The sequence below is a fragment of the Stenotrophomonas oahuensis genome (assembly GCF_031834595.1).
Taxonomy (GTDB): Bacteria; Pseudomonadota; Gammaproteobacteria; order Xanthomonadales; family Xanthomonadaceae; genus Stenotrophomonas; species Stenotrophomonas oahuensis.
In genome coordinates this window covers 3,987,296-4,000,071 of sequence record NZ_CP115541.1, presented here as the reverse complement: position 1 = coordinate 4,000,071, position 12,776 = coordinate 3,987,296, and the positions used below count along the sequence as shown (strand labels likewise).

The 12,776-nt window shown below is 65.7% G+C and carries 14 protein-coding genes; 3 read left to right on the top strand and 11 right to left on the bottom strand.

Annotated features, from left to right (window positions below):
* The first annotated feature begins 67 nt into the window (after positions 1 to 67).
* Genes modA through PDM29_RS17825 form a run of 3 tightly spaced genes read left to right on the top strand, consistent with a single transcriptional unit; the run spans position 68 to position 2,181 of the window.
* Positions 68 to 823 carry a molybdate ABC transporter substrate-binding protein gene (gene modA, locus PDM29_RS17835; RefSeq protein ID WP_311191384.1) on the top strand — a complete coding sequence of 252 codons (756 nt, stop codon included), beginning with the start codon at positions 68 to 70 and terminating at the stop codon, positions 821 to 823.
* On the top strand, positions 824 to 1,504 hold the full coding sequence (gene modB / locus PDM29_RS17830) for a molybdate ABC transporter permease subunit (RefSeq protein ID WP_311191383.1): 681 nt from the start codon (positions 824 to 826) through the stop codon (positions 1,502 to 1,504).
* Complete coding sequence (locus PDM29_RS17825; protein ID WP_311191382.1) at positions 1,501 to 2,181, top strand: ATP-binding cassette domain-containing protein; 681 nt, start codon at positions 1,501 to 1,503, stop codon at positions 2,179 to 2,181. Before modB ends, PDM29_RS17825 begins: the two co-directional genes overlap by 4 nt.
* 7 nt (positions 2,182 to 2,188) lie before the next feature.
* On the opposite strand, the gene PDM29_RS17820 is transcribed toward PDM29_RS17825, so the two are convergent.
* The 11 genes from PDM29_RS17820 to PDM29_RS17770 are packed head-to-tail and all read right to left on the bottom strand — an operon-like array spanning position 2,189 to position 12,769.
* Positions 2,189 to 2,803, bottom strand: a complete 615-nt coding sequence (locus tag PDM29_RS17820; protein ID WP_311191381.1) for a nucleotidyltransferase family protein — start codon at positions 2,801 to 2,803, stop codon at positions 2,189 to 2,191.
* Positions 2,800 to 3,789 (bottom strand): XdhC family protein, encoded by a 990-nt coding sequence (locus PDM29_RS17815; protein ID WP_311191380.1) that lies wholly within the window; start codon positions 3,787 to 3,789, stop codon positions 2,800 to 2,802. The genes PDM29_RS17820 and PDM29_RS17815 overlap by 4 nt, the downstream gene beginning before the upstream one ends.
* Entirely contained in the window at positions 3,786 to 5,984 is a 2,199-nt protein-coding gene (gene paoC / locus PDM29_RS17810; protein WP_311191379.1) for an aldehyde oxidoreductase molybdenum-binding subunit PaoC, read from the bottom strand. The genes PDM29_RS17815 and paoC overlap by 4 nt, the downstream gene beginning before the upstream one ends.
* A gap of 3 nt (positions 5,985 to 5,987) precedes the next feature.
* Complete coding sequence (locus tag PDM29_RS17805; RefSeq protein WP_311191378.1) at positions 5,988 to 6,938, bottom strand: FAD binding domain-containing protein; 951 nt, start codon at positions 6,936 to 6,938, stop codon at positions 5,988 to 5,990.
* A complete protein-coding gene (gene paoA, locus PDM29_RS17800) occupies positions 6,935 to 7,576 on the bottom strand; it encodes an aldehyde dehydrogenase iron-sulfur subunit PaoA (RefSeq protein WP_311191377.1) in 642 nt (213 codons plus the stop codon). The genes PDM29_RS17805 and paoA overlap by 4 nt, the downstream gene beginning before the upstream one ends.
* Positions 7,577 to 7,633: 57 nt before the next feature.
* Positions 7,634 to 9,232: a ThiF family adenylyltransferase gene (locus PDM29_RS17795; protein ID WP_311191376.1), complete on the bottom strand. Its 1,599-nt coding sequence runs from the start codon at positions 9,230 to 9,232 to the stop codon at positions 7,634 to 7,636.
* Entirely contained in the window at positions 9,229 to 9,471 is a 243-nt protein-coding gene (locus PDM29_RS17790; RefSeq protein ID WP_311191375.1) for a MoaD/ThiS family protein, read from the bottom strand. Before PDM29_RS17790 ends, PDM29_RS17795 begins: the two co-directional genes overlap by 4 nt.
* Positions 9,471 to 10,061 carry an NTP transferase domain-containing protein gene (locus tag PDM29_RS17785; protein WP_311191374.1) on the bottom strand — a complete coding sequence of 197 codons (591 nt, stop codon included), beginning with the start codon at positions 10,059 to 10,061 and terminating at the stop codon, positions 9,471 to 9,473. Before PDM29_RS17785 ends, PDM29_RS17790 begins: the two co-directional genes overlap by 1 nt.
* Positions 10,058 to 10,546 carry a cyclic pyranopterin monophosphate synthase MoaC gene (gene moaC / locus PDM29_RS17780; protein WP_311191373.1) on the bottom strand — a complete coding sequence of 163 codons (489 nt, stop codon included), beginning with the start codon at positions 10,544 to 10,546 and terminating at the stop codon, positions 10,058 to 10,060. Before moaC ends, PDM29_RS17785 begins: the two co-directional genes overlap by 4 nt.
* Positions 10,546 to 11,571, bottom strand: a complete 1,026-nt coding sequence (gene moaA / locus PDM29_RS17775) for a GTP 3',8-cyclase MoaA (protein WP_311191372.1) — start codon at positions 11,569 to 11,571, stop codon at positions 10,546 to 10,548. Before moaA ends, moaC begins: the two co-directional genes overlap by 1 nt.
* 1 nt (position 11,572) lies before the next feature.
* Positions 11,573 to 12,769, bottom strand: coding sequence for a molybdopterin molybdotransferase MoeA (locus PDM29_RS17770; protein WP_311191371.1), 1,197 nt, complete (start codon positions 12,767 to 12,769; stop codon positions 11,573 to 11,575).
* Positions 12,770 to 12,776: the final 7 nt, after the last annotated feature.

Here is a 12,776-nt window from a genome sequence, read left to right as displayed (position 1 = left end):
CAGGGCATCACGTCGCCTCCATGGCTGCCTGTTCACAATCACCCGGTCGGACACTGTGGGGAAATCTATGCGTGGCATCGGGCTGGGCTTGGGGTTGCTGTTACTGACAACAGGCACGGCGCACGCCGCCGAATTGACGGTATCGGCGGCGGCAAGCCTGCTGGATGCGTTCCGGGAAATCGGCGCGGCGTACGAAAAGGCAAACCCGGGCACGCAGGTACATCTGAACACAGCCGCCTCTGGCGTCCTGCTGCAGCAGATTCGTAATGGCGCGCCGGTGGATGTGTTCGCCTCGGCAGATGAGTTCACCATGGACGAGGCCGCCCGTGCCTCATTGATCGATGCGTCGCAGCGCCATGTGTTCGCCCGCAATACACTTGTGGTGGTGGTGCCGATCAATGCCTCCGCATCGCCGTCGCGGCTGCAGGCGCTGGCAGGCACCGACGTGGAGCGGATTGCCGTAGGAAATCCGCAGTCCGTACCGGCAGGCCGCTACGCGAAAGCGGCACTGGAGGCAGCAGGATTGTGGCAACCTCTGTCACCGAAATTGATCACCACCCAGAACGTGCGCCAAGCGCTGGACTATGTGGCGCGCGGCGAAGTGGATGCAGGCTTCGTGTATGGCAGTGACGCCAGCACGTTCAAACAGCGGGTGCGCACGGCATTCACGGTACCGTTGCCGCAGCCAGTCAACTATCCCATTGCACCGGTTGCACGAAGCGCGAATGCCTCGCAGGCGGCCGCCTTTGTTACCTTCGTGCGTTCCGCGGACGCGCAGGAGATCCTGCGCCGCTACGGCTTCAGCGCCGCCGACGCGCGCTAGATGGAGATGGATTGGACAGCGGTGCTGCTGTCGTTGAAGGTCGCCGGCTCTGCGACGCTGATCAATCTTGTGCTGGGCGTGGCCGCGGGTGCGGCGTTCGCTCGCTGGCGGTTTCCAGGCCGTGAGACATTGGACACCCTGTTGACGCTTCCGATGGTCATGCCCCCCACGGTACTGGGCTACTACCTGCTGGTGCTGGTGGGACGTAACGGGCCCATCGGCCATTGGCTGGACACTACCCTGGGCGTCCAGTTGATCTTCACCTGGCAGGGGGCGGTGCTTGCGGCGGCCATCGTTTCATTCCCGTTGGTGTTCAAGCCGGCGCGCGCCGCATTTGAAGCAGTGGATACCGAGCTTGAGCAGGCCGCCCGGGTACTGGGAGTGCGCGAGGCTGGCGTGTTCCTGCGCGTCTCGTTGCCACTCGCCTGGCGCGGCATCCTTCCAGGCCTGCTGCTGGCTTTCGCCCGGTCAATGGGGGAGTTCGGCGCGACCCTGATGGTTGCCGGCAGTATTCCCGGCAAGACCCAGACGCTCTCCATCGCGGTTTATGAAGCGGTGCAGGCCGGGCAGGACGACCGCGCTCTGTTTCTTGTCGTCGTCACATCGGTGATCTGCATGGGGGCGTTGCTGCTGGCCAGTCGACTCGCATCCGGGCCGTCCGAAGGGAGTCCACGCCGATGACCTGCATCGACTTCTGCGTGCGCATGCAGCTGCAATCGCCTGGCCGCCACTTCGAGCTCGACGTTTCACTGCAGACAGCGGTCCGGCGCGTTGTGGTTTTCGGCGAATCCGGTGCCGGCAAGAGCCTGACGCTGCGCGCAATTGCCGGATTGCTGCGGCCCGATTCGGGCTGGATACGTGTCGACGGGGAGACGCTGTTCGACAGCACGCGCGGCATCGACCTTCCGCCGCAGAACCGGCGAATGGGGTATGTCTTCCAGGACTATGCGTTGTTTCCGCACTTGACGGTTCGTCAGAACATCGCCTTTTCGCTCGCTGCGGGGCTGTTCAACCCAGGCCGACGTAGCCGCTCCGCGGCGGTCGAACACTGGGTGGACCGGCTGAATCTTGGCGCAGTGGGCGACCAGTACCCGCGTGACATCTCTGGCGGCCAGCGACAGCGTACTGCTGTTGCCCGCGCGTTGGTGGCGCAGCCACGTGCGCTGCTGCTTGATGAACCGTTCGCGGCGCTTGACCACGCCAACCGCCAGGCCACCCGCGAGGGACTGGAGCACCTGCTGGACACGCTGGGCATTCCGGTGGTGCTGATCACACATGACCCGGAAGACGTGAATCGGTTCGGCGGTGAAGTACTGCGCCTTCGTGACGGCCGCAGGCTGACGTCAGACCCCGGGTAAGCCGGAATCAAGGGGGATCAATCAATCCCAGGCTGCGCGCAGTAACCAGATCTTCCAGCGTATCGATATCCAAAGCCAAGCCCGGCGCATGAATCAAGGCCAGGTGCTGGCGGGGCAGGGTACGAAGGCGCTCGCGGAATCCCGCGTTGCCGGACCCAGGATCAAGTTCTTCGAACCAGCTGCCGGGCAGAACAGCGGGTACGCCGACTGTTCCTGAAAGTACGGTGGCGGCACACCCGGACTCCGAATTCGTCGCGCCGTCCAGCAGCGCGTGCAGATGCGGGGATTCAAGTGCGGGCTGGTCGCAGCCCAGCACCAGGACCCTTTGGAATGCCTTCACGGATGCTGCCGCTGCCTGCAGGCTTGCACCCATTCCCTTGCCTGGCTGGGGATGGACGATCTTCAGTCCTGGGAGATCGCGCAGAATCCCAGCCATGGCGTGGGCGTGCGCAGGCAGTGCAATGACCAGCGTCGCCGGTGTGGTGGAAGCGGCCAGCCGTGCCATGCGATGCAGCAGCGTTTCACCGGCGCGACGGAGCAACTGTTTGGGCTGGCCAAGACGTTCGCTGACGCCGGCAGCCAGGAGCACGGCCGCATGCGCGTGGGGTCGTGAGTCGTTCATTGCAGTTCACCGTGCACGCCGTGGCGCCACGCCTGCAGCTGTGCCGCGATGCTCAGCGCGATCGCCTCGGGCCCCCGTCCGCCCAGCGGCATCCCGATGGGCGAGCGCAGGCGAGGCAGCAGGAGGATCCGCAGGGATTCAGGCAGCACCTGGAACAGGTCTTCCCGCCGGCGCTCGGGCCCGAGCAGGCCTATGAAGGGGACCGTCGACACCGCCAACAGCTGCAGGGCCTCGAGGTCGCGTTCGAAATTATGATGCATCACCAGGGCGGCATCTGGCCGCAACCGGGTCAACGCCTCTTCGGTAAAGGAAGCATCCGGTACCCGTGCGCGCCAGGCGGCGCGTGGCTCGCTGATCGATACCGACCAGCCAAGACCCTCTAGCAGCGGCCGCAATGGAACCGCCTCCGGGCCTGCGCCATATATCAGAACGCGTGGTGGGCGACGCCAGCGAAGCGTCCACGCGTCCAGTATGCCGGGCCAGTCTGGCGGGCTGCCATGCACCTGCTCACGCATCCGCACGTCGGCAAACTGGCATGTAACCGCGCCATTGGTCTGGACCGTCATATCCAGCGTCCCATCCCCGTGCAGCCACGCGCTGAAAAGGGGTTCCAGTCGGGTGAGTGCGGGCAGCGGGAGCAGCACGACGCGCTGCCGGCCACGGCATCCGACCGCATTGCCGGAGAACAGAGCGTCATCGTCACGCGTGTCGATTTCCAGCCATTCCAGTGCCTCGCGGTCCACCGCCTGCATCGCGCGGCGCTCGATCTCAGGCTCCAGGCAACCGCCGCTGAGCCAGCCGACATGCCCGTGGTCGGTGAACAGCGCCAGCGTGCCGGCGCGGGTGTAGGTGGACCCTTCAGTCTCCAGTACTGCGGCCAGGGCTGCCCGCTGTCCGGTGTGCAGGGCCTCCACGGCTGCACGCAGGACCCGGGCGGGATTGCCTTCCTCCACATCCAGCGGAGCAGGGTGCCCGTGTGCGCTCATCCCAGTGCGGGCAGGCCGGCCAGCAGCTTGTCCAGCGTGATCGGGTACTCGCGGACGCGGGTGCCGGTGGCGTTGTAGATCGCATTGGCCACCGCCGCGCTGACACCGCACAGCCCAAGCTCGCCCACGCCCTTTGCTTTCATGGGCGAAGAAACGGCATCGGTTTCATCCAGAAACACGACGTCCTGATGCGGGATGTCGGCGTGAACTGGCACTTCGTAACCGGCCAGGTCGTGGTTGACGAAGAAGCCCAGCCGGGTATCCACGGCGAGTTCTTCGGAAAGCGCAGCACCCACGCCCATGGTCATGGCTCCGATGACCTGGCTGCGCGCGGTCTTGGGATTGAGAATGCGGCCGGCTGCGCACACGGCGAGCATGCGGCGGATGCGGCTTTCGCCGGTGGCGACATCCACACCGACCTCGACGAAATGGGCGGCGAAGGTGGACTGCTGGAAGCGCTCCTCCAGCTTGTCGAACTCAATGGTGTCCTCGGCGACCAGCTCGCCGTCGGCGGCGGCCTTCGCAAGCGCGAAGCTCCTGCCGCCGGCACTGACTTGACCGTCGGAGAACGTGGCCGTAGCCGGGTCAAGCCCGAGTTTGCCGGCAATGAGTTCCCGCATCCGGGTACATGCAGCGAATACACCGGCGGTGGAACTGTTCGCGCCCCATTGGCCGCCGGATCCGGCCGAGGCCGGGAAACTGGAATCACCCAGCTTGACCGTTACCTGTTCAAGCGGGACGCCCAGCATTTCGGCCGCGGTCTGTCCAATGATGGTGTAGCTGCCGGTACCGATGTCGGTCATGTCGGTCTCCACCGTCACTCCGCCTTTGGCGTCGAGGCGGATGCGCGCGCCGGACTTCATCACCAGATTGTTGCGGAAACCCGCTGCGACCCCCATGCCGACCAGCCAGCGCCCATCGCGCTGCATTCCGGGACGTGCATTGCGCTTGTCCCACCCGAAGCGCTCGGCACCGGTGCGCAGGCACTGCACGAGTTGTCGCTGCGAGAACGGGCGTTCGGCATTGGCCGGGTCGACCTGCGTGTCATTGCGGATGCGGAACTCGATAGGGTCCAAGCCGAGCTTCTCCGCCATTTCGTCCATGGCGATCTCCAGCGCCATCAGGCCGGGCGTTTCCCCGGGAGCGCGCATCGCATTGCCTTCGGGCAGATCAAGATGGGTCAGGCGCAGACCGGCGAGGCGGTTGGCACCGGCATACAGCAGCTTGGTCTGCTGCACCGCTTCTTCGGGCGACCCACCGGGCAGATTGCCCGACCAGGATTCGTGCCCGATGGCGGTGAGGGTGCCTTCGGCGGTAGCGCCCAGACGGATACGCTGCAAGGTGGCGGGCCGGTGGGTGGTGTTGTTGGCGATCTGCGGGCGCGACAGCGCGACCTTGACCGGCCGCTTGGCGGCACGTGCACCCAGCGCAGCCAGCACCACATCCGAACGCACGAACAGCTTGCCGCCGAACCCACCGCCAATGTAGGGGGAGATCAAGCGGACGTCCTCCTTGGGCAGCCCCAGCGTCTTGGCCAGGTCGGTCTTGCCCCAGTCGATCATCTGGTTGGACGTCCACACGGTCAATTTGTTGCCTTCCCACGCTGCGAGCGTGGCGTGCGGCTCCATCATGGCGTGCGACTGGTCGGGGGTGTGGTACGTCGCATCCAGGGTGACGGGTGCTTCGCCGAAGGCCTTCTCGAAGTTGCCGACGCGGGCGTCGGGATCTGTCTTCTGCAGATTGCCCCCCGCGCGCTTCGCTGCGGCCAGGTCGTAGCTGCCCTTCTGTGTGGCGTAGCGAACCCGGACCAAACCTGCGGCAGCGCGTGCCTGCTCGAAGGTTTCTGCTACCACCAGCGCCAACGCCTGGTGATAGTGGGAAATGTCGGGACCGCCCAGCAGCGGTGCGGCATTGCGCTGGGATTGTTGCAGCGGCCCTGCGTTTTCGGCAGTGACGATGGCGATGACACCGGGTGCGCGACGCGCGTCATCCAGTTCCATGGCGCTGACGCGCCCCTTGGCGATGCCAGCGGTGACGACGTACCCATACGCGGGTGACTCGGTTGCCTGGTGGTGCTCGTACGCATAAGGCGCGTGGCCGGTGGTTTTCAGCGGGCCATCAATGCGACTGAGCGGTTGCCCCACCACCTTGAGCTGGTCGATCGGGTTGGTCCCAGCGGGCGTGTCGAACTTCATGGCTTACCCCTTTGCTTCCAGCAGAACCGAAGCCAGCGTGCGCTCGGCCAACTGCACCTTGAATGCATTCTGTGATGAGGGGCTGGCACCCTCGAGCAGCTTCGCCACGACGGCGGCGGCCCCTTGCGGCAGCAGTGCATCCGCCTCCGGCTTCCGCCACGGCTTGTAGGCAACGCCGCCCAGTGCCACGCGGCCACTGCCATCGCGTTGGAGCACCGCCGCCACAGACACCAGTGCGAACGCATACGAGGCGCGGTCGCGCACCTTGCGGTAGATATGGGTGCCACCCAAGGGGCGGGGCAGATGGACCGCAGCGATCAGCTCGCCTTTCTCCAGCGTGGTTTCCAGATGCGGCGTGCTGTCGGGCGCGCGATACAGCGAATCCAACGCCAGCGTGCGGCTGCTGCCGTCGGGCCGCAGCGTCTCAACCATGGCATCCAGCGCCATCATCGCCACCGCCATGTCACTGGGGTGGGTGGCGATGCAGGAGGCACTGGTGCCCACCACCGCCAATTGCCGGCTGATGCCGCCGATGGCACCGCAGCCGCTGCCGGGCAGGCGCTTGTTGCAGGGCTGCGCGGTATCGTAGAAGTACGGGCAGCGGGTGCGCTGAAGCAGATTTCCTGCGGTGGTGGCCTTGTTCCGTAGCTGCCCGGAGGCTCCGGCGACCAGCGCACGGGTCAGCAGGGCATAGTCGCGGCGGATGCGGCGGTCGGCGGCCAGGTCGGTATTGCGCACCAGCGCGCCGACCCGCAGGCCGCCCTCGGGGGTCGGCTCAATGGTGTCCAGCTTCAGCCCGTTGACATCGATGAGGTGTGCCGGCGTTTCAATCTCCAGCTTCATCAGATCCAGCAGATTGGTACCGCCTGCAATGAATCGCGCACCCTGGGTCCGGGCGGCGGCCGCAGCCGCCTCGGCAGGCGTGCTGACGCGTTCATAGGTGAAAGCCTTCATGCGCCGCGGCCCCCGACTTCTTCGATCGCCTCGACGATGTTGGAATAAGCGCCGCAGCGGCAGATGTTGCCACTCATGCGCTCGCGGATCTCGTCGCCGGACAGGGCCGCGCGCCGGTCAAGATCGCCGGTGACGTGGCTGGGAATATCGTCACGCAGTTCCTGCAGGACCGCCACCGCCGAGCAGATCTGGCCGGGCGTGCAGTAGCCGCACTGGTATCCATCGTGCTTCACGAAGGCCGCCTGCATCGGGTGCAGATCATCCGGCGAACCCAGTCCTTCAATCGTGGTGATCTTTGCACCCTCGTGCATTACCGCCAAGGTGAGACAGGCATTGATGCGGCGACCGTCCACCAGCACCGTGCAGGCACCGCATTGGCCATGGTCGCAGCCCTTCTTGGTTCCGGTGAGCTGCAGATGTTCCCGCAACGCGTCCAGCAGGGTGACGCGGGTGTCCACCTCCAGACTGCGCGGCTTTCCGTTCACCTCGAAAGCGACGCGTGCGGTTACCGGCGGGCGCGCATCGGCGGGAGTCTGCGCCTGGGCCACGACTGCAGGCAATGCCATGCTGGTGGCCGACCCTGCGCCGAGTTTCAGTACGTCACGACGTGACAGGGAAAGGTAGGGCGGGGTACTCATGCACGGGCTCCTCGTTGGCTGGTACAGCCTGGCTCACGGGATGGGGCACGGCGCTGATCATGCGTGCCGACACGCTGATGATGCGGAACAGCCGGTTGGCGGATGGTGAAGCGCGTCTTCACGTGCGGAGTGCATCTGCTGCAGCCGGCGCAGGCCGCCTTGCAGTGAAAACGCTTCGGCGTGCCCACGCTCGCGCAGGAAGCGCGCCGCCGCATTGCTGCGCTTGCCAGTGGCGCAGAACAGCAGGACGGGGCCGGAGGCAGGTGCCGTGAACGGGTCCGCGCTCCAACTGGAGTACGGCCTGCACAGGGCATCTACGCCACTGGGAAGCGCCGCTCGCTCATCTGCTTCACGCAGATCGACCAGATGAAACCCGGCTGATACGGCGGCTGCCAGTGAGTCGAACGCGCGCTCCAGATCGCTTTCCGCGCTCCGCGCTTCCAGCGCACGTGCAGCGACGTCAGCGCACCCTCCATGGAGGGCGCAGCCCGCCGCCGGGTCAATGGGCAAGCGCTGCAGGGTGGTGTCCATCAGATCAACCAGCAGCAGCTCTCCCGGGCGACGGCCCGGCAGGTCCAACAGAAGTTTGAGCGCTTCATGGGCCTGCAGCGTACCGAGCACGCCCGGGACGGTGCCCAGTACGCCCGATTCCGCACAACTGCCCAGCAGGCCCGCGTCGGGAGGCTCCGGCCACAGGCAACGCAGGCAGGGACCTCCCGGCAGGATGACCTGCAACTGCCCCTCATATTGATGCACGCTGGCCAGAACCAGCGGAATGCCGGCCATCTGCGCCGCATCGCTGCTCAGATAGCGGCTCTCCATGTCGTCAGTGCATTCCAGTGCCAGGTCGAACTGCCGGAAGACGTCCACCACGTTGTCGGCACCCAGCGGTTCGGTGAAGACCTTAACCGACAGCGTCGGGTTCTGCGCGCGCACGCGTTGGGCCGCCATGACGGCCTTGGGTTGCCCGATGTCCGCCGCGGTGTACAGGGTCTGCCGATGCAGGTTGCTGGCCTCGACGCGGTCGCCGTCGACGATGCCCAAGGTGCCGATGCCGGTGGCCGCCAGATAGGTGAGGGCAGGGCTGCCCAGCCCGCCGGCACCTATCACCAGCACGCGGGCGGCGGCGAGCCTGGCCTGGCCCTGCTCGCCGACGTCACGCAGCCGGGTCTGGCGCGAGTAGTCCGGCTCGAACCCGGTGGCGTGCGGCGTTTCAGCGCTGCCATGCGAGCAGACCACCCATTGCGTATCCCCGTCCAGGTACAGTTCCTTCTTCCACACCGGTAACCGATGCTTGAATGCATCGATGATGTAACGACACGCCCGGAACGCGGCGTCCCGATGTGGGGAGGACACGCCTACCCACACCGCAAGTTCGCCCACCTGCAGGGTGCCGGTGCGATGCACGCCCACCGCTTCGATGGTGCCGAAGCGTTCGCGGGCCTCGGCAAGAATGGTTTCACCTTCCGCCAGTGCCAGTTCCGCGTAAACCTCATACTCCAGGCCTTCGACCTCCCGGCCATCATTGCGGTTGCGGACCCAGCCCTCGAAGGCACAGAACCCGCCATGCGCTGGATTCGCCAGCGCACTTCGCAGCGTGGTGACGTCCAAGGGCAGGGCGCTGACCGAGAAACCGGACATCACGGAACTGTTCATCCGCCGTTGACCGGTGGAATGAATACAACCGTGTCCCCGTCACGCAGGGGTTGGTCCCAACCGCAGAAGCGGGCGTTGACTGCCACTTTCAACAGCGAAGCCGGCAGGCTGAATCCGTGCCGCTCGCGCAGCTGCTCATACAGCGATGCTGGCGAAGTGGCACCGGTCTCCACCCGCTCCGTGCTGATCCGGGCCTGGTCGCGCAACTGTGCGTAGTAACGAAGTTCCAGTTGTGGCATCAGTTCAACTCCAGTTGGCGCTGTGCCTGAATCAGTTCCTCAGGCGTATTGACGTTGTCCAGGGCCTGTCCGGGCGAGGGCAGACGCTGGGTGCGCAGCTGCAGCAGGGCGCTGCGCGGGCAGTACAGCCCAGCCTCGTAGCGCTGCTTCAGGAGCTGGGTCGACGAAGGTTCCCAGATGGCGCACAGCGGTTCCGGAAGCCCATCGTGGCGGCTGTCAAACACGGTGGCGTCACAGTTCGGGGCTCGCGCCTTGATGAGTGATTCCAGTGTGGCGACGTCTAGCAAGGGCAGGTCGCAGGCGACGACCAGCCAACCCGCGTCCGGCTCGGCCAGCTGCGCGCTGAGCAGCCCTGCCACCGGGCCGACACTGTCAAAGCGGTCAACCAGGGTGGGCAGCCCGGCACGCACGGCCTCCTCGCGCTGATCCGGGTTGATGCTGACCGCCACCTTGGCGACATTGACCTGCTGCAGCATGTCCCATGTACGCAGCAGTTGTGGCCGGCCGGCATACTCCAACAGGGCCTTGTCGGTGCGCATGCGACGACTGTTGCCCCCACTCAGCAGCAGCGCGAACAACGGGGCGCTCATGCCGGAAGCTCCAGGTCGGATTTTCCGCCCTGTTTGGAGATCAACCGGACCTCCTCGATGACGATGGCGTGCGACAGCGCCTTGCACATGTCGTATAGGGTCAGGGCGGCAATGCTGGCCCCGGTAAGCGCTTCCATCTCCACACCGGTGGTGCCATGGCAGCCTACCGTGCAATCAATGACGGCACAGTCGCCGTCCATGTCGATGACGATGTCGCAGCGCTGCAGGGCAAGCGGGTGACACAGCGGAATCAGCTGGGACGTTGCCTTTGCACCCATCACACCCGCAATGTGAGCCACGCTCAGTACCGCACCCTTGGGCAGTACAAACCGGGCATCGCGCAACTGCGTGGCAACTTCAGGCGGGAAGCGCACACGCGCCTGCGCGTGCGCCATGCGCTGCGTCGCGGCTTTGCCACCTACGTTCACCATGCGCGGTCGCGCGTCGGCATCCAAATGTGAAAGGGTGAGGGAAGGGGTCTGCATCATCCACCTATGTAGTGCATTTCGATTCGACGGCCAGACACAGCCACGGGCTTTCCACGCAGTTCGCTGTAGCGGTCGGTGCGCGCGCTCCAGACTCCAGCAAGCACCGCATGCAGCGCCGCGTCGTCATCGGTGGCCCGTAGCAGCCCACGCAGGTCGGTGCCGCGCTCGGCAAACAGACAGGTGTAAAGCTGGCCTTCCGATGACAGCCGGGCGCGGGTGCAGCCTCCACAGAATGGCTTGGAGATTGACGAAATCAGTCCGATCTCCCCGGCTCCGTCCACGAAGCGGTAGCGTGTGGCGACTTCGCCAGGGTGGCGCGGCAGCAGCGGCTGCAGGGGCCACCGCGCCTGGATTCGCGCGTGCAGCTCCTGCGAGCTGACGACGGCATCGGCCGACCACGCATTGCGGTTTCCCACGTCCATGAACTCGATGAAGCGCAGTACGATGCCCGTGCCGCGGAAGTGCTGGACCAGGTCCAGAGCCCCCGCGTCGTTCAGGTCGCGCTGCAGCACCGCGTTGACTTTGACGCCATCACGGAAGCCCGCGTGACGGGCCACCTCCAGTCCCCGCAGCACTTTCTCCACATCGCCCCGACCACCACTGAGCTGCCGGAACAGCCCCGGATCCAGCGTGTCCACGCTCACCGTTACCCGGTCCAGCCCCGCCTCGGCCAGCGCGGTGGCGTGGCGATTCAGCAGTACGCCGTTGGTGGTCAGCGCGATGTCATCGATTCCGTCAATGGTACGCAGGCGTTGTACCAGTTCTGGCAAACCCGGACGCAGCAGTGGCTCGCCGCCCGTGAGGCGCAGCTTGCTCACCCCCAGCCGCGCCGCCTGCCGGCAGACCCGCTCAATCTCATTGAAATCCAGCCGCTGTGCGTTATCCAGAAACCTGTAGTCGTCACCGTAGGTCGACGCCGGCATGCAGTAGGTGCAGCGGAAGTTGCAGCGGTCCATCACCGAGATGCGCAGGTCACGCAGCGGGCGTCCACGACGATCAAAGGTGTGAGTGGTTGCGTTCACGTCACCACCGATGCAGCCGCAGTGGTTGACCTGCTTCGGCAGCCCTTCCGGCCGCCAGTTCAACGACGCCCGCTGTCTCGGCCAGTGCCGTGAAGTCGCCCGAGTTGCGCGAGCTCACCGGCTCTGCCACCGGATCGCCTTGGGGATCCGGCTTCAGTGTCACCGGTATGAACTGGGCCAGCGTAAACGCCGGCAGCGGGGTGGCAAGCCTGACCTGTACTGGCAGGTCTGGCACCGCGCCCAGGCGTGACAACAAGGCCGGTCGCACATAGCGGAGCAGGCAGACCAGAGAGGACACCGGGTTGCCGGGCAGGGCGAACACCATCTGTCCGTCCGGACCCACGCCGAACCACATCGGCTTGCCGGGCCGTTGCGCAATTCCGTGGAAGCGGCATGTTACGCCCAGCGAATTCAGAACGTCAGGCAGGTAGTCACGCTGCCCCATGGAAACACCGCCCGACAGCACCAGGGTGTCGTGGCTTTCAAACAGCCTGGCCAATGCCGGTCCAAGCAGGTCCGGGTCATCGCGCAGGTGATGGCGGGAGGCACGGCCAAGCCCTGCAGCCTGCAGCGCTGTCATCAACGCCAGGTCATTGGAGCGGCGGATGCGGCCTGCGGGCAGCGGGGCTCCCGCGTCCACCAGTTCGTCGCCGGTGGCGACGATGGCCACGGAGGGCAGTCGCGCCACGGTCACCGAGGCCACGCCGTTCGCGGCCAGCAGTTCCATCTGAGCGGCACCGATGGTGCAGCCGGGTTTGAGCACCCGCGAGCCGGCAATGCAGTCGCTACCGCGGCGGTGGATGAATTGACCGGGCGTGGGTGCTGCCGACGCGCGCAACTGGTAACCCTGCGCCGTGCGCTGGACGTGCTCAAACGGGATGATGCAGTCGCAGCCTTCCGGCAGCACCGCCCCGGTGGCCACCTCAATGCAGGAGTTGAAATCTTCCAGCCGAACCGGGTCTCCACCGGCCATCTGTACGCCGGCAACCGGAAAGATCGTTGGGAACCGAGGTTGCCAGCGCAGCGCGATGCCATCCATCATGATGCGATCAAACGGTGGCTGCGGACCTTCAGCGAGCACAGTCTGTGCCAACACCCTTCCCCCGGCCTCTTCCAGCCGGATCACCTCCGTGCCGGTCGAGCGCACATCGGCCAGGATGATGGACATCGCTTCGTCTACGCTGATCAATGCCTTCATTGTCCGC